At 56.9% G+C, this 24,842-nt stretch carries 25 protein-coding genes; 19 read left to right on the forward strand and 6 right to left on the reverse strand.

Features of this window, described 5'->3' with window-relative positions:
• Positions 1-422 precede the first annotated feature (422 nt).
• From ACR6JA_RS04965 to ACR6JA_RS05000, 8 genes are read left to right on the forward strand one after another with little or no spacing between them, the layout of a single operon-like run.
• The gene (locus ACR6JA_RS04965; protein ID WP_494492980.1) at positions 423-1,520 is read left to right on the forward strand and encodes an ABC transporter ATP-binding protein; all 1,098 of its coding nucleotides are present in this window, start codon (positions 423-425) and stop codon (positions 1,518-1,520) included.
• Positions 1,517-2,161, forward strand: a complete 645-nt coding sequence (locus tag ACR6JA_RS04970) for an ABC transporter permease (protein ID WP_008454132.1) — start codon at positions 1,517-1,519, stop codon at positions 2,159-2,161. Before ACR6JA_RS04965 ends, ACR6JA_RS04970 begins: the two co-directional genes overlap by 4 nt.
• Positions 2,162-2,164: 3 nt before the next feature.
• Positions 2,165-2,845 carry an ABC transporter permease gene (locus ACR6JA_RS04975; protein ID WP_213716059.1) on the forward strand — a complete coding sequence of 227 codons (681 nt, stop codon included), beginning with the start codon at positions 2,165-2,167 and terminating at the stop codon, positions 2,843-2,845.
• A 33-nt stretch (positions 2,846-2,878) separates the two neighbouring features.
• A complete protein-coding gene (locus ACR6JA_RS04980; protein ID WP_008454135.1) occupies positions 2,879-3,763 on the forward strand; it encodes an ABC transporter substrate-binding protein in 885 nt (294 codons plus the stop codon).
• A 9-nt stretch (positions 3,764-3,772) separates the two neighbouring features.
• The gene (locus ACR6JA_RS04985; protein ID WP_213716058.1) at positions 3,773-5,332 is read left to right on the forward strand and encodes an HAL/PAL/TAL family ammonia-lyase; all 1,560 of its coding nucleotides are present in this window, start codon (positions 3,773-3,775) and stop codon (positions 5,330-5,332) included.
• Entirely contained in the window at positions 5,325-6,521 is a 1,197-nt protein-coding gene (locus tag ACR6JA_RS04990; protein WP_494492981.1) for a CaiB/BaiF CoA transferase family protein, read from the forward strand. The genes ACR6JA_RS04985 and ACR6JA_RS04990 overlap by 8 nt, the downstream gene beginning before the upstream one ends.
• 16 nt (positions 6,522-6,537) lie before the next feature.
• Positions 6,538-7,431: a 3-hydroxyacyl-CoA dehydrogenase family protein gene (locus ACR6JA_RS04995; RefSeq protein WP_494492982.1), complete on the forward strand. Its 894-nt coding sequence runs from the start codon at positions 6,538-6,540 to the stop codon at positions 7,429-7,431.
• A complete protein-coding gene (locus tag ACR6JA_RS05000) occupies positions 7,424-8,185 on the forward strand; it encodes an enoyl-CoA hydratase-related protein (RefSeq protein ID WP_213716055.1) in 762 nt (253 codons plus the stop codon). The genes ACR6JA_RS04995 and ACR6JA_RS05000 overlap by 8 nt, the downstream gene beginning before the upstream one ends.
• Before the next feature lie 42 nt (positions 8,186-8,227).
• Here the strand turns inward: ACR6JA_RS05000 and ACR6JA_RS05005 are convergent, their stop codons facing one another.
• Both ACR6JA_RS05005 and hutC read right to left on the reverse strand, forming a co-directional pair.
• The gene (locus tag ACR6JA_RS05005; RefSeq protein ID WP_494492983.1) at positions 8,228-8,782 is read right to left on the reverse strand and encodes a HutD/Ves family protein; all 555 of its coding nucleotides are present in this window, start codon (positions 8,780-8,782) and stop codon (positions 8,228-8,230) included.
• Positions 8,779-9,540 carry a histidine utilization transcriptional repressor HutC gene (gene hutC / locus ACR6JA_RS05010; RefSeq protein ID WP_008454147.1) on the reverse strand — a complete coding sequence of 254 codons (762 nt, stop codon included), beginning with the start codon at positions 9,538-9,540 and terminating at the stop codon, positions 8,779-8,781. Before hutC ends, ACR6JA_RS05005 begins: the two co-directional genes overlap by 4 nt.
• Before the next feature lie 107 nt (positions 9,541-9,647).
• Here hutC and ACR6JA_RS05015 point away from each other — a divergent pair, with 107 nt between their 5' ends.
• The 7 genes from ACR6JA_RS05015 to ACR6JA_RS05045 all read left to right on the forward strand — a co-directional run bounded on the left by ACR6JA_RS05015 (position 9,648) and on the right by ACR6JA_RS05045 (position 17,516).
• Positions 9,648-11,015, forward strand: coding sequence for a formimidoylglutamate deiminase (locus ACR6JA_RS05015; RefSeq protein WP_494492984.1), 1,368 nt, complete (start codon positions 9,648-9,650; stop codon positions 11,013-11,015).
• A gap of 92 nt (positions 11,016-11,107) precedes the next feature.
• A complete protein-coding gene (locus tag ACR6JA_RS05020; RefSeq protein ID WP_213716051.1) occupies positions 11,108-11,815 on the forward strand; it encodes an SDR family oxidoreductase in 708 nt (235 codons plus the stop codon).
• An 87-nt stretch (positions 11,816-11,902) separates the two neighbouring features.
• Positions 11,903-13,366, forward strand: coding sequence for a hypothetical protein (locus ACR6JA_RS05025; RefSeq protein ID WP_494492985.1), 1,464 nt, complete (start codon positions 11,903-11,905; stop codon positions 13,364-13,366).
• A gap of 104 nt (positions 13,367-13,470) precedes the next feature.
• Positions 13,471-14,349, forward strand: a complete 879-nt coding sequence (locus ACR6JA_RS05030) for a cycle-inhibiting factor (protein ID WP_166873231.1) — start codon at positions 13,471-13,473, stop codon at positions 14,347-14,349.
• Positions 14,350-14,505: 156 nt separating this feature from the next.
• The gene (locus tag ACR6JA_RS05035) at positions 14,506-15,141 is read left to right on the forward strand and encodes a carbonic anhydrase (protein ID WP_008454155.1); all 636 of its coding nucleotides are present in this window, start codon (positions 14,506-14,508) and stop codon (positions 15,139-15,141) included.
• A 205-nt stretch (positions 15,142-15,346) separates the two neighbouring features.
• Entirely contained in the window at positions 15,347-15,748 is a 402-nt protein-coding gene (locus ACR6JA_RS05040) for a DUF6515 family protein (protein ID WP_008454157.1), read from the forward strand.
• Between the two features lie 379 nt (positions 15,749-16,127).
• Positions 16,128-17,516, forward strand: a complete 1,389-nt coding sequence (locus ACR6JA_RS05045; protein WP_213716112.1) for a purine-cytosine permease family protein — start codon at positions 16,128-16,130, stop codon at positions 17,514-17,516.
• Between the two features lie 62 nt (positions 17,517-17,578).
• Here the strand turns inward: ACR6JA_RS05045 and ychF are convergent, their stop codons facing one another.
• Complete coding sequence (gene ychF, locus ACR6JA_RS05050) at positions 17,579-18,673, reverse strand: redox-regulated ATPase YchF (RefSeq protein ID WP_039303845.1); 1,095 nt, start codon at positions 18,671-18,673, stop codon at positions 17,579-17,581.
• A 139-nt stretch (positions 18,674-18,812) separates the two neighbouring features.
• Positions 18,813-19,397, reverse strand: coding sequence for an aminoacyl-tRNA hydrolase (pth, locus tag ACR6JA_RS05055; RefSeq protein ID WP_008454164.1), 585 nt, complete (start codon positions 19,395-19,397; stop codon positions 18,813-18,815).
• Positions 19,398-19,670: 273 nt separating this feature from the next.
• Between pth and ychH the strand changes: the two genes are divergently transcribed.
• Both ychH and ACR6JA_RS05065 read left to right on the forward strand, forming a co-directional pair.
• Complete coding sequence (ychH, locus tag ACR6JA_RS05060) at positions 19,671-19,949, forward strand: stress-induced protein YchH (RefSeq protein WP_008454166.1); 279 nt, start codon at positions 19,671-19,673, stop codon at positions 19,947-19,949.
• A 123-nt stretch (positions 19,950-20,072) separates the two neighbouring features.
• On the forward strand, positions 20,073-21,125 hold the full coding sequence (locus ACR6JA_RS05065) for a MerR family transcriptional regulator (protein WP_213716049.1): 1,053 nt from the start codon (positions 20,073-20,075) through the stop codon (positions 21,123-21,125).
• On the opposite strand, the gene ACR6JA_RS05070 is transcribed toward ACR6JA_RS05065, so the two are convergent.
• Positions 21,082-21,993: a LysR family transcriptional regulator gene (locus ACR6JA_RS05070; protein WP_213716048.1), complete on the reverse strand. Its 912-nt coding sequence runs from the start codon at positions 21,991-21,993 to the stop codon at positions 21,082-21,084. The two genes, ACR6JA_RS05065 and ACR6JA_RS05070, sit on opposite strands and share 44 nt — an antisense overlap.
• 117 nt (positions 21,994-22,110) lie before the next feature.
• Here ACR6JA_RS05070 and ACR6JA_RS05075 point away from each other — a divergent pair, with 117 nt between their 5' ends.
• Both ACR6JA_RS05075 and ACR6JA_RS05080 read left to right on the forward strand, forming a co-directional pair.
• Positions 22,111-22,851: an SDR family NAD(P)-dependent oxidoreductase gene (locus ACR6JA_RS05075; RefSeq protein ID WP_494492986.1), complete on the forward strand. Its 741-nt coding sequence runs from the start codon at positions 22,111-22,113 to the stop codon at positions 22,849-22,851.
• A 12-nt stretch (positions 22,852-22,863) separates the two neighbouring features.
• On the forward strand, positions 22,864-23,076 hold the full coding sequence (locus ACR6JA_RS05080) for a tautomerase family protein (protein WP_008454175.1): 213 nt from the start codon (positions 22,864-22,866) through the stop codon (positions 23,074-23,076).
• Positions 23,077-23,091: 15 nt separating this feature from the next.
• On the opposite strand, the gene dauA is transcribed toward ACR6JA_RS05080, so the two are convergent.
• Positions 23,092-24,774 (reverse strand): C4-dicarboxylic acid transporter DauA, encoded by a 1,683-nt coding sequence (dauA, locus tag ACR6JA_RS05085; RefSeq protein WP_494492987.1) that lies wholly within the window; start codon positions 24,772-24,774, stop codon positions 23,092-23,094.
• Positions 24,775-24,842: the final 68 nt, after the last annotated feature.

Genomic DNA, 24,842 nt, shown 5'->3' on the forward strand with positions numbered 1-24,842 from the left:
ATATACATGATTAGCATATTTGATGCCAGGCGTGAAAAACATTTTATTATTCTTTTAAATCAATATTTTAAATATTGATCGATAGGTAGTTACATCATATATCTTTTCTTTTTCGACCTCTTCCGCACCATTTTGACGCTCTTTACAAAGAGATTGATCCTTTTTGGGGCAAAAATAGCAGTTCAGATAGCTGGCAAATCGCCCGGAAGGCACCGTTTAATCCTGATAAAAATCACGGTTTGATCACACTTAAAATTTAATAAATTCATTATTTATTTGTTTTTAAACAATAAATTTGATTGATTGTAATGTTGCGTATTTGTTATGGCACAGGCTTTGCAGATTGTACATACAATGCTATACATAGCTTTTTTACGCAGCCGTTCATTTCTTCGGCAGCCAGATGACCATGAGGCGTAGCGATGATTACTTTCAACAATGTGACCAAGTTTTATGACGACGGCACGGTCGTGGTAGACGGACTGAATCTCACCGCACCCGGCGGCAAGATCACCGTGCTGGTAGGCCCTTCCGGTTGTGGGAAAACAACGTCACTGCGCATGATTAATCGGCTGATTGAGCCGTCTTCCGGTGACATTCTGCTTAACGGCGAATCCACCTCCGCCATGGACGTGGTGCAGCTGCGCCGCCGCATTGGCTACGTTATCCAGAATGCGGGCCTGTTCCCACATCGAAACATCATCGACAACATTGCTACCACCGCGATTCTAAACGGTATGTCTAAGGCCAAAGCCCGTGCGCGAGCGGGGGAGCTTCTGGAGGTTGTCGGCCTGGCCCCGCAGCTGGCCAAACGTTATCCGTGGCAGCTTTCCGGCGGCCAGCAGCAGCGTGTCGGGGTTGCCCGAGCGTTGGCCGCTGACCCGGAGTTCATGCTGATGGATGAACCCTTTAGCGCCGTGGACCCGGTGGTGCGTGACCAGTTGCAGGAGGAGTTTCTCCGCATTCAAAAGGAAGTGAGTAAAACCATCATTATGGTGACTCACGATATTGACGAAGCGATGAAGCTGGGCGATCTGGTCGCGGTCCTGAGGCCCGGCGGCAAGCTGGGGCAGATGGCCTCCCCGAGTGAACTGCTTAACGCCCCGCAGAGTGATTTTGTTGCCGACTTTATTGGCCGCGACCGCGGCTATCGCAAGCTGAGTTTCTACAATTCCGGGCCGCTGGCCTCAATGCAAACGGAGCCGACCGCCGAAGTGGGCACGCCTATTGATATGGCTCGCAACATTGCGGTGCAGCGCTGGCTGCTGGTAACCCGCGAAGGCAAAGCCTGCGGCTGGTTTGATACGCATCAGCAGGTTGAGGCCGTGGTGCCGGAGCACATTAATCTGGGCGCCACCTTCTTCCCGCAAACCGGCACGCTGCGCCAGATGCTTGACTCTGCGCTCAGCTCGCCGTGTCATCGGGCTGTGGTGATTGGCGAGCGGGCAGAGGTGCTGGGGACTCTGGGGCTGGATCACGTCCTGGATGCCTGCAAGTCAATGGCGCGGGAGGCGGTATGAGATTTGACTGGCTGTGGGCGCAGAGCGACAAAATTTTCCATTTGCTGCTGTGGCATCTCTACCTTTCGGTAACGCCGATCCTGATTGGCCTGCTGCTGGCAATTCCGGCTGGCTGGCTGGTGAGCAGTATGCCGCGCGTGAAGGGCGTCATTCTTAACCTGTTCGGGCTGCTGTACACCATCCCGTCTCTGGCGCTGTTTGTGCTGCTGCCGCCGCTGCTCGGCACGCAGATCCTCGATCCGATCAACGTGGTGGTGGCGTTGACAATTTATAGCTTTGCGCTGCTGGTCAGAACCGTGTGCGACGGGCTGGATTCAGTACCCACCGACACCCGGCAGTCCGCCTTTGCCCTCGGCTACAAGCCGGTGCACCAGTTTTTCCAGGTTGATTTGCCGCTGGCAGTGCCGGTGATTGGCTCGGGGATGCGGGTTGCCGTGGTCTCAAACGTCAGCATCGTTTCCGTCGCTGCGCTGATCGGTGCCCCGCAGCTCGGGTCGCTATTTACCCAGGGGTTTCAGCTGCAGTTTCTGACACCGATTATTGCCGGCATCGTGCTGTGTATCGTGCTGGCTTTCGTGCTCGACTGCGTGGTCGTGGCCGTCACCCGCTCATTAAGCCGCTGGCAGCCAACAAGGGGATAAAGTATGTCTGACTGGTTCTTTACGCTCAGCCACTGGTATGGCGACGACGGTATTCTTCCGCTGCTGGTGCAGCATATAGGCTACAGCGCGGTGGCGCTGGCGATAGCGATAGCCATTGCGTTTCCGGTGGGCTGCTACACCGGCCATACCGGCAAAGGGGAGGCGCTGCTGATTGGCACCACCAACGCGCTGCGCTCCCTGCCGTCGTTTGGCCTGATTATCCTGCTGGTAATTCTGATGGCGGGCTACTTCGAGTCCGACATGGCCTTTATTCTGCCGTGCATTATCGTGCTGGTGGTATTAGCCCTGCCGCCGATAGCGCTGGGCGTGCATGCGGGGATTCGCTCCGTTGACCCTAGCGTGCACGATGCCGCCAAAGGTATCGGCCTGACGCCTTTCCAGGTGCTGACTCAGGTGGAGTTGCCCTGCGCCACGCCGTTGATTCTGTCCGGCATTCGCAGCGCCACGCTGCAGATAATCTCTACTGCCACCATTGCGGCCTACGTCTCCCTTGGCGGCCTGGGGCGATTGATTATCGATGGCCGTGCGGCGAACGATTTTGCCCAGATGACCGCTGGTGCGGTACTCGTTGCCATTCTGGCGCTGCTCGTGGATGTGTTCTTTTCCCTTTCGGTGAAGTACGTGGTATCCCACGGCATTTCCCGACGTATCAAAACCCAGTGATGTTGAGCCCGTTAATTACACAAGGTGAAAGCGATGAATATGAAGAAACGTTGTTTGACGCTGTTGAGTGCCGCGATGCTGTCCGTTGTTTCCTCCGCGTGGGCGGCAGATGCGGGGCAGAAGGTGATTATTGGCTCGGCTGACTTCCCGGAAAACCAGCTGCTGGCGACGATTTACGCCGGGGCGCTGGAAGCGCAAAACATCCCAGTGGAGAAGAAGCTCAACATCGGCAGCCGCGAAGTTTACATTCCGGCCCTGCTGGACGGCTCCATTAATGTTATCCCTGAGTACAGCGGTGCGCTGCTGAGCTACCTGGATGCCAAGAACACGGCGCACAGTTCTGATGAAGTGGCGACCGCGCTGGCGGCGAAGCTGCCGGCCAAAGTGAAAATGCTGAATACCTCCGTGGCGCAAAACAGCGACGTTATCGCCGTCACCAAAAAAACGGCGGATAAATACAACCTCAAAACCATTGAAGACCTGAAGCCTCACGCGGCAGAGCTTATTCTGGGCGGCCCGGCTGAATGGAAAACGCGTCACGAAGGCGTGCCGGGGCTGAAAGAAGTGTATGGCCTGAACTTCAAGAGCTTCAAAGTGCTGGACGTGGCTGGCCCGCTGACGTTGACCGCGCTGAAGAACAACCAAATTCAGGCGGCGGATTTAACCTCCACCACGCCGGAAATTCAGAAAGACCATCTGGTGGCGCTGGCCGATCCGAAAAACCTGTTTGCGGCGCAAAACATCGTCCCGATTGTGGCCACTACTACGCTGAATCCGACGATTGAGGGCACGCTGAATAAAGTCTCGGCTCAGTTGACCACCGCGGATCTGATCGCCATGAACGGACAGCTTGCGGAATTTGCCAGCATTGATGACGTGGCGCATCAGTGGCTGGTTAAACATGGTCTGAGCAAGTAAGGGCGAACGATGACAAGACAAACTGGCTCCACCGCACGTTCCCATGAAACCGTCACCTTAGGCAGGGCGCAAACCACCATTGACGAGCTGGTACGCATTGCCGACGGGGCGCCGGTCGAACTGGCCCCCGAAGCCCTGGCGAATATGAACCACGTCAGCGGGTATATTCGACGAGCAATAGATGAGGGACAGGTGATCTACGGCCTGACCACCGGGGTAGGCGATCTGGTGACGGAGCGCCTTTCCGCCGACCAAATCGCCAGCGTGCAGCTCAATATGCTGCGCAGCCACGCCTGCGGGATGGGGCCAGATTTGTCCGTGCGTGAAGTGCGCGCCATGATGGCGGTGATGCTGAAGTCGCTACTGCAAGGTTATAGCGGCGTCAGCGCCGATCTGGCGACACGCATGGCCGAAATGCTTAACCGGCAGGTGACGCCATGGTCACCGGCCAGCGGCTCGGTCGGCTATTTAATTGCGACGGCGCATATCGGGCTGTCTCTGTTTGGCGAGGGGCAGTGCTGGTATCAGGGCGAGCTTCTGCCGTCCGCCGAAGCTTTGGCAAAAGCGGGGATTGCTCCCCGAGTGCCTGGCCCGCGTGAAGGTCATGCGCTGATCAGCGGCACCTACGAAATCACCGGCCTGGCGTGCCTTGCCGTGCATGATTTTGAGCGGCTGCTGCCGGTGGCGGACATGGCCGGCGGTATGTGCCTTGAGGCGCTGAAGGGCAATACTCGTGGCTATGATGCCCGTCTGCACGCCCTGCGTCCGCACGATGGGCAGCAGAAAACCGCCGCGATTCTTCGCCGGTTACTGAGCGGCAGCGAGATCTTTGCCCGCTACCGCGACCATCGGGTGCAGGATGCGCTCAGCCTGCGCTGCATTCCGCAAATTCACGGCGCGGTGCGCGACCAGCTCGCCCATTGCCGTCAGATTGTGACTATCGAACTCAATTCGGTGACCGATAACCCGGTCTTCCTTATCGAAGAAGACGCGCTGGTTATTCTGCCCGGTGGCAACGGGCACGGTGCGCCGCTGGCGCTGGCACTGGATTCTCTGGCCGTTGCCATTGCCCAGGTCAGCACGGCGTCCCAGGCGCGATCGGATCGTATCACCAACGTGCACCTGAGCGGCCTGCCTGCGTTCCTGGTGGGCAGAAGCGGCGCGAACTCCGGGATGATGATCCCGCCTTATGTGGCCGCCGCGCTGGCGGGGGATAACCGCAGCCTGGCCGCGCCGTCGAGCGTGCATACCGTCACCACCTGCGCCGGGCAGGAAGACCATATCAGCATGGGCGTTTCTTCGGCGCGAAAAGCCATGCTGGCGGTGAGCAACGCGGTGGATATCGTTGCCATTGAGTTGCTGTGCGCCAGCCAGGCGCTTGAGTTTCACCGCCCGCTTCGCGCCTCGGTTGGTGCGGAGTTAACGCTGAGCATGGTGCGCGCCCGAGTGCCATTCCGTGAGACAGACACGGCGCTTTACCCGGATATGCACGCCGTGCGCAATTTGATTGCTGAAGGTGAGCTGAGCCAACGACTGCTCGCTCTGGTTGAGGAGTCCGAACATGAGTGAAGCTTTGCAACCGCTGAAAGGCGTCAGAGTGCTTGATTTATCCCGTGTGCTGGCCGGCCCGTGGTGCGCCTCGCTGCTGAACGATCTCGGGGCGGAAGTCATCAAGATTGAGATGCCGGGCAGCGGGGATGACTCTCGTAGCTTCACCCCGCACATCGGCGGGGAAAGCAGCTACTTCATGCAGCTTAACCACGGCAAGAAAAGCGTCACTCTGGATTTAAAGGCACCGGAGGGGTTAGCCATTCTTAAGCAACTGGTGGCGCAGGCCGATGTGCTGGTGGAGAACTTCCGTCCGGGCGTAACCAAACGCCTCGGCATCGACTACGCGACGCTGCAGGAAATCAACCCGCGGCTGGTTTACGCCAGCATTTCCGGGTTTGGGCAGCACGGGGCGATGGCACACAAAGCTGCCTACGACCATATCGTGCAGGCCTACGGCGGCATTATGCAGGTCACCGGCTGGGCGGAAGGAGAGCCAACACGCGTCGGCGATGCCATTGGGGATGTTGTGGCCGGGTTGTACGGCAGTTGGGCGGTGCTCGCGGCGTTGCTGCAGCGCGGGATCAGCGGCAAAGGGCAGCATCTTGATGTGTCGATGCTCGACACGATGGTGACGATGCAAATGGTTTCCCTGACCCAGTGGATCGGCGGGCAGCCTTCCGCCGGGCGCCTGGGCAACGCGCACCCGATCAGCGCCCCGATGGACAGCTATCCGGCGCAGGATGGCCACATTGTCATTGCTGTCGCCAACGATAAACTTTTCCGCCAGCTTTGCTCGGCGATGAATAAGCCTGAACTGGCAAGCGACCCGCTGTATCTCACCGATCCGCTACGCCTGGCGAACCAGCGGCCACTGCGGGAAGAAATTGAGCGCTGGCTGGCGGATAAAACGGTGAACGATGCTCAGGCCATTCTGGACCATGCGGGCGTCCCGGCTTCTGCCGTGCTGCGTCTCGACCAGATTCTGACCAGCGACTATGCGAAAGAACGTGAACTCGTTAAGCAGGTGACGCACCCGACGGCAGGCACCATCTCTATTGTTCCGCAGCCGGTGAAAATGAGCGCCATGCAGGCCGAGCCGGCGCTGTTGCCGCCTGCGCTGGGTGAACATACGGCCAGCGTGCTGCGAGAATTACTGGCTATCGACGAGGCAACGCTGGCGCAGCTCAAGGCGCAGGGCGTCATTTAACCGGCGGAGAACAAAAATGGTGCAAATAAAGAAAGTGGCGGTGGTCGGGGCCGGAACGATGGGCGCGCGCATTGCCGTGGTGATGGCGCGAGCGGGCTACCTCGTTAGCCTGTGGTCGCGCTCTGAGCCGACGCTCGATAAAGCGCGGGCCATTGTGGCATCCCTCGGCGCTGGTGAAGCCGTAGAGTTCACCACCTCCTTTGAGGCTTGCCTGAGCGATGCCGACCTGGTGTCCGAGAACGTTGCCGAAGACGTGGCGCTCAAGCAGCGCGTGCTGAGGGATGTCGAGCGCCTGGTGAGTGAGCATTGTGTTATCACGACGAACACTTCAAGCGTATCTATTACGCTGCTGGCATCGGCCTTGAGCCAGCCGCAGCGGCTGATTGGTATGCACTGGTTTAACCCGGCGGATACCATGCCGATGATCGAGATTGTGCGCGGGACACAGACCGGGGATGACATCTGCCAGCGCGTGCGGGACATCTGCCAGCAACTGGGGAAAGAGACTATCGTCGTTAACCAGGATATTCCGGGTTTTATTATAAACCGGCTGCAGTACGCGATGCTGCGCGAGGCGCTTTACCTGGTGGATGCAGGTATTGGCTCCGTAGAGGACGTTGACCTGGCGGTACAGCGCACGCTGGCGCCCCGTTGGGCGGCGATGGGGCCGATGAAGCTAATGGATTTTGCCGGGCTGGATACGGTAGAGAAAGTGGCCGGTATTCTATTGCCCGAATTGGATAACAGCGGTGAACTCCCGACGTGGCTGAAAGCCAAAGTGGCCGACGGTAAGCTCGGCGCGAAAAGCGGGGAGGGCTTCTATGCATGGACCGCAGAGACCGCCGCAGCCGGAATGCGCCACCGGGATGAAATCGTCAGGCAACTGACCGGGGGAGAGAAGCATGAGTGATATCCTTTCTCACGTTGATGGTGCGATTGCGGTGGTGACGCTCAACCGGCCACAGAAATACAACGCGCTCACGGCTGAAATGCTTGATGAGCTGCTCGGCGTCTTAACCGAGCTGGACGGGCGACCGGACGTCAGGGCGATCGTTTTGCTTGGCTCTCCCAAAGCGTTTTCTGCCGGGGCGGATACCGGCACGCTGGCATCTGCTTCGGCGACAACATTATGGCGCAGTGGATTCAGCGAGAAGTGGGACCAGGTGGCGAGCATTGAAACGCCGCTGATTGCCGCCGTGTCTGGCTACGCCCTCGGCGGTGGCCTGGAGCTGGCGCTGCTGTGCGACATTATTATCGCCGATTCAAGCGCCGTCTTTGGCCTGCCGGAAAGCCACATCGGGATTATCCCCGGGGCGGGCGGGACGCAGCGGCTGGTGCGCGCCGTGGGCAAATCGCTGGCGATGGACATGCTGTTAAGCGGCAGAAGAATTGACGCGCAGGAAGCGCTGCGTGCCGGGCTTGTCAGCCGCGTGACGGATTCGCTGGAAGAGCAGGCTTTAGCGCTGGCGACTCAGGTGGCAAAAGCCGCGCCGCTTGCCGCGATGATGATCAAAAAAGCCGTGGCGGCCAGCTACGAAATGCCGCTGAGCGCGGGCGTGGCCTACGAGCGATCGCTCTCTGCGTTAATTGCCGACAGTGAAGACCGGGCGGCGGGGCTGGCGGCGTTTAAAAATAAACAATCGCCCGAGTTTAAGGGGCGATGAGGTTGGATAACGTTTAAACCGGCAGCAAGTCTGCCGGTTTTTTTATGCCGAAAGGATGACGCGAGCGAAAAGGGAAGAGGCCGCAGAAACCACGCTGACCGTGGCCGGGGTGCTAATCAACAGGCTGTCGTAGTGTTGTAATACCAGGCGTTCCCCGTTGACCTCAACCTCAAGAACGTCACCGGCATTAAACAGCAGCTGTGTACCCTGCTGATGTTTCCAGGCGCCTTCCCGCAGCCAGCTTACCGTGGCTCGCGTGCTCTCTGCTTTATAGATGACGTTAAAATCCAGCAGCGGCCCACCGACAATCGCACAGCTGACTTCGCTTTCGCCGCTAAAATCCGTAGCCTGGAACGGTGGAATAAGCGGGCTTTGTTCGCCGTCGACGGTGAGATACATGCCTTCGCCTTCCAGTACGCTGATATTGCGCAGATAGCCTGAAAAAAGAGAGAAGGGGCCGTCCTGGCGGATGGTCGCCACCGAAATGCGCCAGGCGTAGTTATCCGTTGCCGGGAAACGATAAATTTCCCGCGTCACGCCCTGGCCGTTTTTCCAGGGCATTTCCGGGCACTGCTCGTAGGGCAGAAGCTGGATCATTTGTGCATGCTTCCTTCGAGGCGGTAGCGTGAACCCGGGTAAACCAGGCGCACGCTGGTGACGATTTTTTTGTTCTGGCGGCCGGTCCAGGTACGACGATTGACCTGCAGGCAAGGCGTGTGCTCGTCGATTTCAAGATAAGCGCACTCTTCGCGAGGCACGTTTACCGCCTCAATAATATGCTCACCTTCAACGATAGGCGCGATGGACGAAAGATAGGCGTTGGGCGTGATGCGGGTGAAATCCTGCTGGAAGTAATCCGGCACGATCAGCGAGTTCACCAGGCGGTCTTCCAGCATCACCGGGACGCCGTTTTCGTAGTGGCAAATCAGCGAATGGAACAGGCGGCTGCCCTTGGGTAAATTGAAGGCCATCGCCTGCTGCGCGTCGGCATACACCTGGGTTAGCTCCAGTACGCGGGCGTGATGGCGGTGGCCACGGCTGGCAATTTCGTCGGCAATATTATTGATTTCGAGCAGCGCGGACTGCCCGCGCACTTCGGCGACGAAAGTCCCGATCCCCTGCATACGCACCAGCAGACCTTCGGCGGTCAGCTCGCGCAGAGCGCGGTTGATGGTCATGCGACTGTAGCCAAACTGATTCACCAGTTCACTTTCGGAGGGAACCCGGTAGTTTACTGGCCATAATCCACTATGAATATTGGTCTTAATAATGATTTTGACCCTTTCATAATAGGGGGCCGGCTGGTCCAGATTGTCGGTCTCTGCCGCTGCTTTAAAAACGTCGTTTTGTGCCATTCATCATTCCTCGCCCGGGTATCCTTTAAAGTTTACTCTACCCCTATTTGGATGTATATATACATGCATGTATATACAATTGATTAACATCGAACCGGGGTGCTGATATGGCGGTATATTTCGCGGCAAAAGCGCTTCTGCCGCAGGGCTGGGCGGAAAATGTCAGGGTGGGCGTTTCGCCCGAGGGCGTCATTCAGTCCGTGGTCGCTGACAGCGTGCCGGATGAAGGCGATATTCGCCTGGACGGCGTTGTTGTGCCGGGGATGCCGAACCTGCATTCGCACGCTTTTCAGCGGGCGATGGCGGGGCTGACGGAAGTCGTTGGCGATCCGGCAGACAGCTTCTGGACCTGGCGCGATCTAATGTATCGCCTGGTGGGCAAAATCACCCCGGAACAGCTGGAGACCATCGCCAGCTATCTGTATATCGAAATGTTAAAAGCCGGCTATACCTCGGTGGCCGAGTTTCACTATCTGCATCACGATGTGGACGGCAAAGCCTACGCGCAGCCTGCGGAACTGGCGCTGCGCGTGGCTCAGGCTGCAAAAAACGTTGGCATTGGCCTGACGCTGCTCCCGGTGCTATATACGCATTCTGGTTTCGGGGGCCAGCCTGCATCGGCAGGGCAGCGTCGCTTTATTAACGACACCGACAGCTACCTGAAGCTGTATGACAGCATTGCCACAGCGCTTGCCCCGGAACCGATGCAGCGCGCTGGGTTGTGCTTCCATTCGCTGCGCGCCGTGACGCCGGAACAAATGCATCTGGTGCTGTCCAGCCAGCCGCAGCCTCAGCCGGTGCATATTCATATTTCCGAGCAGCAGAAAGAGGTGGCGGACTGCCTCGTCTGGTCCGGGCTGCGTCCCGTCGAGTGGCTGTATGACAATATGCCCGTCGATGATCGCTGGTGCCTGATTCACGCCACCCACATCACCGAAAGCGAAACGCGACTTATGGCTGATTCCGGCGCAGTTGCCGGGTTGTGTTTGACCACCGAGGCGAATCTCGGGGACGGCATTTTCCCCGGGCAGGCGTTTTTGCAGCAGGGCGGCAACTGGGGCATTGGCTCCGACAGCCATATCAGCGTCAGCGTTAGCGAGGATTTACGCTGGTTTGAATACGGCCAGCGGCTGAATAACCGCCGCCGCAATTTGCTTCACCTTGAAGCGGAGCCGTATGTCGGCAATGTGCTTTATCAGGGGGCGCTTCGCGGCGGACGCATGGCGCTGGGGCAAAATATTGGCGAGCTGGCCGTAGGGGCGAGAGCCGACTGGCTGGTGCTGGACGGCAACGATCCGTTCCTGGCGACGGCGAAAGATAGCGAGCTGTTGAACCGCTGGATTTTTGCCTGCTCTTCTAACCCAATCAAAGACGTTATGACCGGCGGGAAATGGGTGATACGCGAAGGGCGGCACGAGAAAGACACGGAGATCAAAGCAGGCTTCGCGCAGGTGCTGAAGCAGTTAACGCGTTAGTTACCCGGTGAAAATGCATATCCGCTATTGAGCTATCCGCCTCCGGGCTTTCGGGTTTTAATGCTGGCCTGCAAGTTCACGAGGAGAAAATCATGGCCAATGCACGTTATGCTATTTTGGGCGGCAGCTCTGGTATCGGGCTGGCGCTTGCCCGGAAGCTGACGTCCCGCGGAGACAGCGTCCTTATCGGCGGGCGATCGGGGAAAAAACTGCAGGCGGCATTAGCTGAGCTTGGCGTAAATGCCGCAGGTAAAACGGTGGACGTGACAGACCGACTGTCTCTCCGGGCATTTTTTTCGGAGGCCGGGCCGCTGGCTGGGTTGTTTACCCCCGCGGCCTCTTATCAAACTGGCGATTTTCGCGACGGCGATGCCGCCACGTCCGAAGCGCTGTTTCAGGCCAAATTCTGGTCACAGTATTGGGCCGTCTATGAGGCGCTTTCTAATCTGCATGCTTCCTCTGCCGTGGTGCTGATGTCCGGTGCCGCTTCTGCCCGCCCCATTGGTGCACCCGCCTATGCCGCCTGCAATGCGGCGCTTGAGGGCCTGGCGCGGGGCCTGGCGGTGGAGCTGAAGCCGGTGCGAGTCAACTGCCTGTCGCCGGGTACCACCGACAGTGAACTTTGGCGTAGCCGACCGGCCGAAGTGCGTGAATCGACCTACCAATATTGGAACAGTCTGGCGTTAAATGGTCGCCCAGGACACGTAGATGAACAGGCCGCAACGGCTCTTTTTTTACTTGATAATCATAATATTACCGGCAGTACAATTTATTGCGATGGCGGCTATACGCTGCGGTAGGCACGTTTGTCCGTGGGTGCTTTCGCACTCAAGTTAGCCCCGCCCGGGCCGATATTTTTTGCAGACCAACAATATGGGATGAATTAAATGACAGGTCCGATTGGCAGCATTGGCGTTTCTGTTCCCTCGATGGGGGCAAATATTGCGGCAAAGGTTAAAGCTCCGGTGGTCCCCGGCCCGGCGATCCAGGCCTCAACGCGCGTTACCCTCAGCGGAGCGAGCGACAGCATCAGCGCCGTTTACTCGTTCGGTGCCCAAAAGCTTCGGGCGAATACGCCCGCAGGCAACAGCAGTTTATCCGCGCTGATGGGGGCAACCCTTTCGCAGCCAGGTTCTGTCTCGTTTCAGGGGCTGGGTAAAGAGCTTCTGCTGGCGCTGAAAGACAATCCGAAAGGTTTCTCTCTGGCGGTTGCCTCGCCTGCGGCCGCCGCCGTAGAGGGCGACGTTGTGCAGGACAAAGACAGCGCTGTCGCGCTGAATATCGAGACAAAGAGCGGCGTTAAGGTCAGCATTTCGTTATCCCGCCAGTCTGAAGGCCTGGTCGCGCAAGTTCAGATCAGCGGCGGCGATCTGACCGACGATGACGTGGCGGCGATCTCGGGCCTGGCGGATGGCTTCCAGAACGTGCTTGATGGCCTGTCGCAGCAGCCACCGGCGATAAAAATTGGCGGACTGCTCAACGTTGATAGCAGGCTGTTCAAGTCCGTGGAGCTGAACACCGATGTCAGCCAGGCCGGCAGCTCAATCCAGTCTCTGAGTTTCCAGAGCGACAGCGCTCGGCGCACGCTCAGTTATAAAGACGGCGACGCCACGTTTAACCTGACGACCGACCTCAGTAACGCGGGGACATTGGGCAGCAAAAGTCAGCAGGCCCAGGCGCTTTCCGCCTATGAGAAACAGCTCGACGGAGCCGGATCCCGCGGCCATGCGAACAAAGCCCAGCTTGCCCTGTTTAAAAGCGCCTTCCACGCGCTGAACAGCGATTATGGCTCTAACGAATCGAAAACCAGTGGGATACAGCAAAGCATCACTGTTTCTGCAGAAGATAAAGCATGCTCTTACTTGAGCGGGCTGGCTGATTTTACCGCGTCCTTTAAACAGTCGGACGTGGCCTCAAATCCATACAAGTCCGAGGAAAAAGACAGTTTTTCCTATGACTTTAGCCAGACCACTCAGGGCAGCACCGATACCCGGGGTGACCTGAGCAAGCTGGCTCAGAGCACGAAGGCGAGTCTCAAGGCCAGCTATCATGAGTCGCTGGTCCCGGGCGGGAAATTGGATCTCACGGGACTGAAATCCTCACAAAATTATACTTATCATGTGATTAGTGAAGAAACGTCGACCCAAACAACGCTGGCGTTCAAAAAGGGCAATCTGGCGAGCGTGGAAACCAGCCGCGCGACCCATAACGCCGAATATGTTCAGACTTACGTTGCGGCGCGTTTGACCGATGAGAAACGCACCCCGTTTGATAAGGAAGAGACGAAGAAGGTCAATCTCCTGGCGGATAATGTCAATCTGAAATCAACCAATCCATTGAATCTGAAATAATCCTGCTACCCACGCTGCGGCGTGGGTTTTTTACCTCTGTCGGGGAACCTGCGCGCCGGCGCTACCACTCAGCCTCAATTGCCCAACGAGTGGAATACCCTCCGATGAGAAACATCCTTAATACTTTCCGTCCTACACAGTCCGATCCTCGCCTGCAGGCGCAAAGTGGCCAGTCGAGCCGCACCGCCAGAACGTCGGCCACGGCATCGTCGTCCCGCAACGTGAATAACCCGTCCACCCGCCTGGTGCAGGATTTCGCGAAGTTAAGCGGCAAAAACCTGAGGGCCAACGTGTTGCTTAACAGCGATGATAATTCGGTACCTATTCACCATAAAAGCCCGTCGGCACTGCTGAAAGCGATAGACGATAATATTTCAAATACGGCCAGAGAGTGGGGGATGCCTAAGCATGAAGTTGAGGCGATGCTGGGCAGCAGCAAACGCATTAACGAGCCTGTTTGCGGCGTTACGGCGAATAACGTGATGAAGCTTTTCCTCGACACCGACCATTTCAGCTACGCTTTTGAACACGGGCGAACAATGTCGTTACCCCAGCTTCAGCAACAGCTTGCCAATTTACCCGCCCACAAACACTTTATTTTGCGCGTGAATGACGCAGGCATGGGCCATGCTTACGTGATTGATCTCCCGGCCAGCACAAAGCCAAGGCGCGATGCGTTTCTGTATCAGTCGGATTTAGGGGAAGGGGCGACTCGCCCGCTGCGTCTTGACGACTGGATGAGCAAGAAAGCTGCACAGCCGGTATCGCTGAACGATATCAATACGCATTTTATGAACATGGCGCACGGGCGAATCGATCCGGGGCATATTGCTAAGCTGTTCGACGTTGACAGTAACCCGAACATGCTGCGCCCGGAGCGTCTGGATCTACAAAGGAATCAAGGTTTTAATTTTCAGTTGGCGGAATACGACCCGGCGAATCTGGAAAAAAACGTCTCGGCGATTAAAGCCCGATGCGGCTAAGTATTTGCCGTCGGTAGCAGGGAATAAATCCACGTTTACTGTGGATTTATTCCGGTTTATCGCCAGAGAAAAAGCGGACTTTTGGCGAGTCGGGGCTGGACTAACTCAATGTGATCTCTATCATGTCGGGGTCACTACAGAACAAGAGAACGTGCTATGCAACATATCATCGAAGGTTTTCTTAACTTCCAGAAAGAGATTTTCCCGCAGCGCAAAGAGCTCTTTCGCAGCCTGGCGTCCAGCCAAAATCCTAAAGCGCTTTTTATTTCCTGTTCCGACAGCCGACTGGTGCCGGAGCTGGTAACACAGCAGGAACCGGGGCAGCTCTTCGTTATTCGTAATGCCGGCAATATCGTGCCTTCTTTCGGTCCGGAGCCGGGCGGCGTTTCTGCAACCATCGAGTACGCAGTTGTTGCCCTTGGCGTAACCGATATTGTGATTTGCGGGCACTCTAACTGCGGTGCGATGAAAGCTATTGCCTCCTGCCAGTGCCTGGATCCGATGCCGGCCGTTGCGCACTGGCTGCACTATGCCGATGCGGCAAAAGCGGTCGTGGAAAAGAAAACCTGGAACAACGAGACCGACAAGGTCAACGCCATGGTAGAAGAAAACGTTATTGCCCAGTTGAACAACATTAAAACGCATCCTTCCGTCGCGGTAGGGCTGCGTAACAATGGCCTGCGCCTGCACGGCTGGGTTTACGATATCGAAAGCGGTGAAATTCGCACCCTGGATAAAAACAGCAAATCCTTTGTTTCCCTGGCGGATAACCCTGACGTTTGTTTCGAATAAATTCTCGCCAGCGCTCTTGCAGATAAATAAATCCACGCTTTGCGTGGATTTTTTACATCTATGGATAAATAAAGACGTCAGAAGCGGGATTGTGGAGATTTCGCGGATTTACTTTCCCTGTACGGAAAAGCCTGAGGCGGCGGGATTATAATCGACATAGAGCGGGCGAATGCTCGCGTTCAGCCGCAGGTCAGGAGAGTTTAAGATGAAAAAGTATCTGTATGTGTTGGCTATGTCTGCGCTGATTGTTGTGCCGTCCCTGGCGCAGGCGCGTCCTGGCCCATGGTTTGGTCATGGCCCTGGATTCTGGTCTGGCCCGCGCTATTATCCGGGGCCGCATTATTTCTATGGCGGACCGCGTTTAACCGTTTTGCCTGGGCTTGCCACGGCCATTATTGTTGGTGGCCTGACCTATTACGTGGTCAACGGGATTTATTACCAGCGTCAGGGAGCGGAATACATTCGCGTGGAGACGCCGTCCAGCATCAATTCTGGCGTCAGCGTGCTGGATTATAACGGCAAACGCTATTACGTGCGTAACGGCAGCTATTACCAGAAGGATATTAACGGTAACTATTTCGAAGTGCCGCGCCCCGCCGGACTGTAATCCCCATTTTGTTCAGCCTGTGTGGCAGGCGGTAACGTAGGAAACCCACCGTCAGCGTGGGTTTCTTTTGGCATTAACTGACGCCTTAGTTTCCCTCTTTTCTCAACGTTCGCCCTCCCGTCAACCCTTGGGCCGGTCTTCGACGCCTGTTCACCATCAGTTTTTCATATTGGTACATCTACACATCAATTTGGTTACATAAAATCTACAACTTAGTTCGCAAATTCATTATCAGCAGGGTGTTGTTTGTGTGCATTACTTGTATATACATGAGTGATCATTTGATGTGCGATGGGTTTTCCGGCGTTTAATCAGGTTCAGCGAGGTCGTTATGTCTTCCTTTTCATCCACAGAAGAACAGTCAAAAAAGGGCTCACGTCTGAGCGAGACCCGATCTATCGATTACATCCCGGACGGGGAACGTCACGGGCATGCGTTTAGCCAGTTCACCCTTTGGTTCGGCGGCAATTTGCAGATCACCGCGATTGTCACCGGCGCGCTGGCCGTGGTGCTGGGCGGCGACGTCGTTTGGTCGCTGGTGGGGCTGTTTGTGGGGCAGATTCTGGGGGCATCGATCATGTCCTTCCACGCATTACAGGGGCCGCGCCTTGGCCTGCCGCAGATGATAATCTCCCGGGCGCAGTTTGGCGTTTACGGGGCGGTGATTCCGTTGGTGCTGGTGTGCATCATGTATATCGGCTTTTCCGCCAGCGGCACCGTGCTGGCGGGGCAGGCAATGGCGCATTTGCTGTCAATCAGCGATGTCAGCGGGATGATCCTGTTCAGCGTCATTATTATCGTCATTGCCGTGCTCGGCTATCGCGTGATCCATAAGCTTGGCAAGGTCGCCAGTGTTGTTGGCGTGCTGGCTTTTGCCTGGCTGTTTGGGTCACTGCTGTTCAACACCGATCTCGCGGGCATTCTGCAAAATAACCATTTCTCCATGCCGATGTTTTTGCTGGCGGTGTCGCTGTCCTCTTCCTGGCAAATTGCCTTTTGCCCCTATGTTTCCGATTACTCGCGCTACCTGCCGCGAGACGTGTCTGGCCCGAAGGTGTTTTTCTCGGTGTTTAGCGGCACCGTGCTGGGGACTCAGGCCTCCATGACGCTGGGCGTTATCACCGCGGCCATTGCCGGGAGCGCTTTTTCTGGCCACGAAGTCGCCTATATTGTAGGGCTGGGTAAAACCGAAACCATGGCGATGCTGATTTATTTTGCTATCTGCTTCGGCAAAATTACTTTCACCACGCTGAACGCATACGGCAGCTTTATGTCGCTGACCACCATTGTGTCAGGGTTCCGCAAGCAGGTGACCCTGAGCCAGAAGAACCGCATTCTGTTTGTGGTGCTGATGGTGGCGGCTTCATGCATCATTGCGCTGTTGAGTGAGCCGGCATTCCTGAAACACTTCACCCATTTCCTGCTGTTCTTGCTGGCCTTCTTTGTGCCGTGGAGCGCCATTAGCCTGACCGATTACTTCTTTATTTCGTCCCGAGCCGTAGATATTCCCGCGCTGTTTGATGCCGATAAGCGCTATGGCCGCTGGAACCTGTTTGGCATAGGGGTTTATATCGTCGGAGTGCTGATTCAGCTGCCGTTTATTGAGAACCCGCTTTACCACGGCTCGCTGACGTGGCTCTTTGACGGCAATGACGTGTCGTGGATCATCGGCTGGTTCGGTACGGCGATTCTCTATTATGGCCTGCATCGCCTCGATAAACGCGTTCTACCAGCGGCGACGGTTTACCCGAATAGCGCGGCCCGCTGATTTTTCTTTGTTAAAAAAAATCCACGCCTGAGCGTGGATTTTTTATGCCCAAAGGGAAGGGGTTAGACGTTGAACAGGAAGTTCATCACGTCGCCGTCTTTCACGACGTAGTCTTTACCTTCGGCGCGCATTTTGCCGGCTTCTTTTGCGCCTTGCTCGCCTTTGTAGGTGATAAAGTCTTCATAGGCGATGGTTTGCGCGCGGATGAAGCCTTTTTCGAAGTCGGTGTGGATTTTACCCGCCGCCTGTGGAGCCGTCGCGCCGACAGGGATGGTCCACGCGCGCACTTCTTTCACGCCAGCGGTGAAATAGGTCTGCAGGCTCAGCAGCTCGTAGCCTGCGCGGATCACGCGGTTCAGGCCCGGCTCTTCCAGACCCAACTCGGCCATGAACTCTTCGCGGTCGGCATCGTCCAGCTCGGCGATGTCGGATTCAACCGCGGCGCAGACGGCAACCACGACGGAGCCTTCACCAGCGGCAATTTCGCGGACTTTATCGAGGTACGGGTTGTTTTCAAAACCGTCTTCGTTAACGTTGGCGATGTACATGGTTGGCTTCAGGGTCAGGAAGCTCAGGTATTTGATCGCCGCCTTATCTTCTTCGGTCAGATTTTTCAGCGCGCGCAGCATACCGGCGTTTTCCAACTGCGGCAGGCATTTTTCCAGCGCCGCCAGCTCGGCTTTAGCGTCTTTGTCGCCGCCTTTGGCTTTCTTCTGCACGCGGTGAATCGCGCGCTCGCAGGTGTCCAGGTCAGACAGCGCCAGCTCGGTATTGATAACTTCGATGTCGTCAGCCGGATCCACTTTATTGTTTACGTGGATGATGTTGTCGTTTTCAAAGCAGCGCACCACGTGGCCGATAGCTTCGGTTTCACGGATGTTGGTCAGGAACTGGTTGCCCAGGCCTTCACCTTTAGATGCGCCTTTCACCAGGCCTGCGATGTCCACGAATTCCATGGTGGTCGGCAGAATACGCTGGGGTTTAACGATTTCGGCCAGCTTGTCCAGACGCGGGTCCGGCATTGGCACCACACCCGTGTTCGGCTCGATGGTACAGAACGGGAAGTTAGCCGCTTCGATACCTGCTTTGGTCAGGGCGTTGAACAGCGTGGATTTGCCCACGTTCGGCAAGCCGACGATACCGCATTTGAATCCCATGGTTTAAATCACCTTAATTGCTTGATTATCAATGAATTTAACTGTTTTCATTGAAAAAATGTAGATAACTTTGCGCATTATACACTGAAACCGCCGCCAGCGGGCGTGGAAATCCTTTCCCGGTGCGGGGAAGGCCGGTTTATTGTGCTTTAAAGGCGTGCAGACGATTAGTTGCTTTAGTCAGGCCTTCTTTCAGCCAGACTTCGGTGCAGCGCGCCGCTTCGTCTACCGCGTCGTCGATAAGCTTCTGTTCGCTGACCGGCGGTTTGCCGAGCACAAAGCCGACAACTTTGTTTTTATCGCCCGGATGGCCAATCCCCACGCGTAACCGGTGAAAGTTCGGGTTATTGCCGAGTTTACTGATTATGTCCTTCAGGCCGTTGTGCCCGCCGTGGCCGCCACCCAGCTTGAATTTCGCCACGCCCGGAGGGAGATCCAGTTCATCGTGCGCCACCAGAATTTCGTCCGGGGCGATGCGGAAGAAGGTGGCCATGGCGGCAACCGCTTTCCCGCTGAGGTTCATAAACGTGGTCGGAACCAGCAGGCGAACGTCTTCTCCACCCAGATTAATGCGGGCGGTATAGCCAAAGAATTTCGCTTCTTCTTTCAGCGACTGATTGTGGCGCTCGGCCAGTAAATCCACATACCAGGCCCCGGCATTATGGCGGGTCGCTGCATATTCCGCGCCTGGGTTGGCCAGGCCGACAATTAATTTAATGCTCACGTTTAAATTCCTGAAAACCGTTCACAGCCGCGTAGTTTACTGCGCGAGGGCGACGTTGACAAAGCGCAATCCCCCCGCCGACACATTCTTGAATAGTTGAGGATCTGAACCATTAGAATTTCAAGTAACTCAGACGCTTATTTGTAAACTTTTGTAGGTCTTTCATTCGTAATTGTGATCGCTCACGCACACGCTCTTTAGGGGCATTGTCTATACTTTAGTCACAAGGATAGGGGATGTTCCCCACCACCCGTAATAGTGCGGAGGTGACATATGAAACGCAGAAACGCTTCGTTACTCGGTAATGTCCTCATGGGATTGGGACTGGTTGTGATGGTGGTCGGCGTGGGCTATTCAATTCTGAACCAGCTCCCGCAGCTAAACCTGCCGCAGTTTTTCGCCCACGGTGCCGTGCTGAGCATCTTCGTTGGGGCCGTACTTTGGCTTGCCGGGGCGCGTATTGGCGGACGTGAACAGGTCTGCGACCGTTACTGGTGGGTTCGCCATTACGATAAACGCTGCCGCCGGGATGAACATCATCGCCACAGCTAATATTTAGCAGATTTTGAGAAACGGCTCCTTTTCAGGGGCCGTTTTTTTTATGCTTAACGGATTGACCCTCACGTTACGTGAGGCTGCACACTCCCTCTCAGCAGAAGCCAAAAGGAGCAGGACATGTTGTTCAAAGTAGGTGAACTGGCAAAGCGTGCCGGGATCACGGTACGGACGCTACACCACTATGAAGCTATAGGCCTGTTGCTGCCTTCTGCCCGCACCGCCGCGGGTTATCGACTGTATAACCGGCTGGATATCGCCCGTCTACATCATATTCAGGCGTTGAGCCGGATGGGAATGAGCCTGGGTGAGGTGCGCGACTGTCTCGAGCGTCAGGCGCTGTCGCTCCAGGAGATCCTGGATTCGCAGATCTCCGTGCTGGATGGCCAGCTGGCTGAAATCGCCGTGCTGCGCCAGCGGCTGGTTACGCTGCGTGATACTCTGCGCAGCGGCGCAGAACCTGACCTCGAGGAATGGCTGACTACGCTGGAGTTAATGACGATGTACGATCGCTATTTTTCAAAAGAAGAGTTAGAGCGCCTGCCTTTTGCGCAGGCTGATAGCCGCCGTGACGCGGAATGGAAACAACTGGTAGACGAGGTGGCCGGGCTTCATGCCCAGGGCGTTCCACCTGCGGATGAGCGCGCCCAGCGGCTGGCGGTGTACTGGATGGAAATCCTGGAGCGTGACACGGCGGGTGAGCCGGATTTTCTGGTTCGCCTGAACAAAATGCATCAGGCTGAGCCGGACATGGCCCGCCAGACCGGGATTTCGCCGGCGCTGACCGAATACGTAACTCACGCATTCGGCCACAGCAAGCTGAATATTTACCGGCGCTACCTCAACGATGAGGAGTTTGCTTTCACCAGCCGCCACTATTTCGACCGTATGCAGGAGTGGCCGCCGCTGGTGGCCGCGGTGCGTAAGGCCAATGCGGAAGGCGTACAAGCTGAATCAGAGCAGGCACAGCAGCTCGCACGTCGCTGGCTGGAACTGTTTCAGTCGTTTGCCGGGCCGTCTGTGCAAACGCAGCAAAAATTCCGCACCGCGATGGCGAACGAGCCAGAGCTTGCCACAGGCACCTGGATGACGCCGGAGGTGCTGGCCTGGCTGCAGAGGGCGATTGGCGCTATGTTCCAGTCCGCTGGACTAAGAAATCAACCAGGCTCCTGACGCGTAAAGAGAGATGGCGAGCGTGAGGGTAAAGTAAAATAAACGGTCGTGAGGTGCCGCTGTACTCCGGCAGCACCTCAACCAGCGTTCCGTCGGCCACATCCTGCTCCAGAATAAACCGGTAGGTCTGAATCAGGCCTGCTCCGCTTCTGGCAAGCGTCACTACCCCCAATACATCTTCCGCGCAGGTAAAGCCGCCGTGGGTAAAAATGTCGGTATCTTTGCCGTCGACGCTGAACGTCCAGGGGACTTTTCGCCCGGTGCTCGGCAGCTCAAACTGGATGCACTCATGGTGATTTAAGTCGTCCAGCGTTTGGGGTATTCCCGCCCGGGCTAAATAGGCCGGGGAAGCCACGGTGATAAGCTCCGCGTCTTCGAGTTTGCGGGCAATAAGCGATGAATCCTGAGGTGAGCGGCCGCGAATGGCAATGTCGTAACTTTCATCGGCAAAGTCGATGTTGCGGTTGCTGATGTGAACCTGCACCGAGACGCGGGGGTAAAGCTGCCTGAATTCCGGCAGCAGCGGCAGCACTCGATAATGCGCATACGGGGTAGGGAGGCTAATTCGCAGCACGCCAGCGGGTTCTCTCTGCGCGCCGGTGACTTCCCGCTCTGCCTCTCTGAGCTGCTGCAGCGCCTGCTGGCACTGGCGGAAATAGCGCTCCCCGCTTTCTGTCAGCCTGATCTGGCGGGTTGTACGCACGAACAGGCGCACGCCTAAGCGCTCTTCAAGGCGGGCGATAGAGCGGCTGACCGCCGCGGGCGTGATCCCCATAAAATTGGCCGCCGCGCTGAAGCTCAGCTGTTCCGCGGCCTGGCAAAACAGCTCCAGCGTGCCGATCTGCATCTCTTCGAAGTGGCGTTTCATTCCGATGTTCTCTTTCTATTTATTACATGAAGTATCATGTCATGTTACGGATGGCTAATTTATCGGTCATTGTGTCATAAGTATAGTGAGCTCCACATTCACCCACAGGAGCAAATCATGAACTCAACCCCAACCGTTATTGTGACCGGTGCTTCAAGCGGCATCGGCCTGGCTATCGCGCAGGCTTACCTGGCTCGCGGCTACAATGTTGTCGGTAATGGCCGAACGCTGAAGCGCTTAGAAACGGCGGCGGCAAGCTTCGGTAACCCGGCGAATTTCCTGGCAGTGCCTGGAGATATTGGGCTGAAGACCACTGCTGAAGCACTGTTTAAGCAGGCTATTGCCGCTTTTGGCCGCGTGGATATTCTGATCAATAACGCCGGGATCTTTATCCCAAAACCGGCGAGCGACTACAGCGAGCAGGATATCGACGCGCTGATTAACACCAACCTGAAAGGGTTTCTGTTCCCGTCCCAGCTGGCCGCCAGCCATATGAGCAAAAACAAATCGGGGCACATTGTGAACATCACGGCGAGTGTGGCCATGCAGCCTAACGTCAAGGTGCCTGCCTTGTTGCCGGTGATGGTGAAGGGCGGTCTAAATCAGGCGACCAGGGCGCTGGCTTTAGAACTGGCGGCGGATAATGTGCGGGTTAACGCCGTTGCGCCGGGCATTATTGAGACACCGCTGCACGCGGATTATTCGGGCTCGGTAGGTTTTCTAAGCTCTCTGTCGCCGAGCGGGAAGACAGGTACCGTGCAGGATGTGGTGAACGCCGTGTTGTACCTGACGGATTCACAATTCGTCAGCGGCACGGTCATGGCCGTGGACGGCGGCAGCACTGCCGGGATCTGGTAACGGGGAACCGCTATGCCATACGTTAATATTCGCGTCACCCGGGAAGGGGTCAGCGCAGAGCAGAAGCTGGCGCTGATTGAGGGCGTCACCGATCTGCTGGAGCAGGTATTAAACAAAAAGCCCGCCGACACCTTTGTGGTTATCGACGAGGTTGAAACCGACAACTGGGGCGTGAACCGTGAAAGCGTGAGCGCCCGGCGACGACGCGAAGCCGGGCAGGAGTAGGAGTGAACCTGGCCGCTAATTGGCGGCCAGTGCGGCCTGAACGTCCGGGAAGAACGCAAGGCGGCCGGGAATCGGTTTCACGCCAGCCCGCGCGAGCGTGCGCAGCGGCTGGAATTCAAGGTTCGTCACCCGTAGTTCGCAGCCTTCCGGCATTTTCTCTACAAAGCGCTGGAAGGCATCCAGACCCCCTGCGTCCAGCACCGGAACCGCATCCCATTGCAGAATAACCACCCGATGCTCCGGCACCTGCTGGGCCAACTGAATGAACAATCCTTCGGCAGCGGCAAAGAACAGCGGTCCCGTGACGCGCAGCGCCAGCACATCCTCAGGCACATTCACATTGCTAAGCGGCGCGAGGCGGGTCATACGAGCTATCCGGCGCATGAAAAGCAGAGACGCCAGCACAATGCCGACGCTGATGGCAATCACCATGTCAAACAGCACGGTCAGCGACATGCAGATCAGCATCACGATGATGTCGTCTTTCGGCGCCCGGCGCAGCAGGTTGAAGACTTTATGCGCCTCGCTCATGTTCCACGCCACCATCAGCAGCAGGGCCGCCATCGCCGAGAGAGGCAGCCAGGAAAGCAGAGGGGCGAGCGCCAGCAGGGCCAGGATCACCAGCAGCGAGTGAATAATCGCGGCCACCGGCGAAGTTGCCCCGGCACGCACGTTGGCGGCTGAGCGAGCAATGGCCGCGGTGGCGGTAATTCCGCCGAAGAACGGGGCAATAATATTTCCCAGCCCCTGGCCGACCAGCTCGCTATTGGCGTTATGTTTGGTGCCGGTCATGCCGTCCAGCACCACTGCACAAAGCAGGGATTCGATGGCACCCAGCATGGCCATAGAGAACGCCGCAGGTAGCAGGGCGCTAAGTGAATCCCAGCTAAGCGTAAAGTCCGAATTTGGCATCGCCCACGGGAGCGTTAGCTGGGGCAGCAGTTGGGGAATGCCGTTGCCCTGGGTGCCGTTGGCAAGCACGTAGTGGAACCGGGAGCCAATCGTCGCAACTTCACCGCCAAGCAAAGTCACCATCGCCATCACGGCGCAGCCCGCCAGCAGCGCAGGCAGATGCCCCGGCAGGCGAAGCCCCAGGCGCGGCCAGAGAATCAGCACCGCCAGCGTCACGATGCCGATCGCAGCGTCGCCCATATTCACCGTAGGCAGCGCCATCGCCAGCGCTGCCACTTTATTCAGGTAGTGCTCCGGCACGTGCTCCAGCGTCAGGCCGAAAAAGTCTTTCACCTGCATCGTCGCAATGGTGATGCCTATTCCGGAGGTAAAGCCCAGCGTCACCGACAGCGGAATGTATTCGATAAGCCGCCCAAAGCGTGCCAGCCCAAACAGGATCAGGAATATCCCGGACATCAGCGTGGCAACCAGTAGGCCAGCAAGCCCGAATTGTTGCGCGACCGGGTAGAGGATCACCACGAAAGCCGCTGTCGGGCCGGAGACGCTGAAGCGCGAGCCGCCGCTAAGGGCGATGACAATCCCGGCCACGGCGGCAGTATACAAACCGTACTGCGGCGCAACGCCGCTGCCGATGGCCAGCGCCATAGCCAGAGGAATAGCGATGATCCCGACGGTCACACCGGCGATGGCGTCGCGGCTAAAGCGGGACAAGGTGTACTTTTCGCGCCAGCAGGCATCAATCAGGGCGCGGAATGGCATTACGTGAGAAGAAGATACGGTTTTCACTTGTGATTCCATCCGTGAGCGCATCATCTGTCGTTCAGGCAGGTGAAGGAGGCATTGAAAAAGAGTAG

Source organism: Cedecea sp. B1(4), assembly GCF_059414925.1.

Coding starts and splice junctions, on each gene's coding strand:
- ACR6JA_RS04990 (WP_494492981.1), top strand. CDS start 5,325: ATGAGTGAAGCTTTGCAACCGCTGAAAGGCGTCAGAGTGCTTGATTTA.
- ACR6JA_RS04965 (WP_494492980.1), top strand. CDS start 423: ATGATTACTTTCAACAATGTGACCAAGTTTTATGACGACGGCACGGTC.
- ACR6JA_RS05000 (WP_213716055.1), top strand. CDS start 7,424: ATGAGTGATATCCTTTCTCACGTTGATGGTGCGATTGCGGTGGTGACG.
- ACR6JA_RS05025 (WP_494492985.1), top strand. CDS start 11,903: ATGACAGGTCCGATTGGCAGCATTGGCGTTTCTGTTCCCTCGATGGGG.
- ACR6JA_RS04975 (WP_213716059.1), top strand. CDS start 2,165: ATGTCTGACTGGTTCTTTACGCTCAGCCACTGGTATGGCGACGACGGT.
- ychH (WP_008454166.1), top strand. CDS start 19,671: ATGAAACGCAGAAACGCTTCGTTACTCGGTAATGTCCTCATGGGATTG.
- ACR6JA_RS05070 (WP_213716048.1), bottom strand. CDS start 21,993: ATGAAACGCCACTTCGAAGAGATGCAGATCGGCACGCTGGAGCTGTTT.
- ACR6JA_RS05030 (WP_166873231.1), top strand. CDS start 13,471: ATGAGAAACATCCTTAATACTTTCCGTCCTACACAGTCCGATCCTCGC.
- ACR6JA_RS05015 (WP_494492984.1), top strand. CDS start 9,648: ATGGCGGTATATTTCGCGGCAAAAGCGCTTCTGCCGCAGGGCTGGGCG.
- ACR6JA_RS04985 (WP_213716058.1), top strand. CDS start 3,773: ATGACAAGACAAACTGGCTCCACCGCACGTTCCCATGAAACCGTCACC.
- ychF (WP_039303845.1), bottom strand. CDS start 18,673: ATGGGATTCAAATGCGGTATCGTCGGCTTGCCGAACGTGGGCAAATCC.
- ACR6JA_RS04980 (WP_008454135.1), top strand. CDS start 2,879: ATGAATATGAAGAAACGTTGTTTGACGCTGTTGAGTGCCGCGATGCTG.
- ACR6JA_RS05065 (WP_213716049.1), top strand. CDS start 20,073: ATGTTGTTCAAAGTAGGTGAACTGGCAAAGCGTGCCGGGATCACGGTA.
- ACR6JA_RS05080 (WP_008454175.1), top strand. CDS start 22,864: ATGCCATACGTTAATATTCGCGTCACCCGGGAAGGGGTCAGCGCAGAG.
- ACR6JA_RS05075 (WP_494492986.1), top strand. CDS start 22,111: ATGAACTCAACCCCAACCGTTATTGTGACCGGTGCTTCAAGCGGCATC.
- hutC (WP_008454147.1), bottom strand. CDS start 9,540: ATGGCACAAAACGACGTTTTTAAAGCAGCGGCAGAGACCGACAATCTG.
- ACR6JA_RS05040 (WP_008454157.1), top strand. CDS start 15,347: ATGAAAAAGTATCTGTATGTGTTGGCTATGTCTGCGCTGATTGTTGTG.
- ACR6JA_RS05020 (WP_213716051.1), top strand. CDS start 11,108: ATGGCCAATGCACGTTATGCTATTTTGGGCGGCAGCTCTGGTATCGGG.
- ACR6JA_RS04970 (WP_008454132.1), top strand. CDS start 1,517: ATGAGATTTGACTGGCTGTGGGCGCAGAGCGACAAAATTTTCCATTTG.
- ACR6JA_RS04995 (WP_494492982.1), top strand. CDS start 6,538: ATGGTGCAAATAAAGAAAGTGGCGGTGGTCGGGGCCGGAACGATGGGC.
- ACR6JA_RS05035 (WP_008454155.1), top strand. CDS start 14,506: ATGCAACATATCATCGAAGGTTTTCTTAACTTCCAGAAAGAGATTTTC.
- ACR6JA_RS05005 (WP_494492983.1), bottom strand. CDS start 8,782: ATGATCCAGCTTCTGCCCTACGAGCAGTGCCCGGAAATGCCCTGGAAA.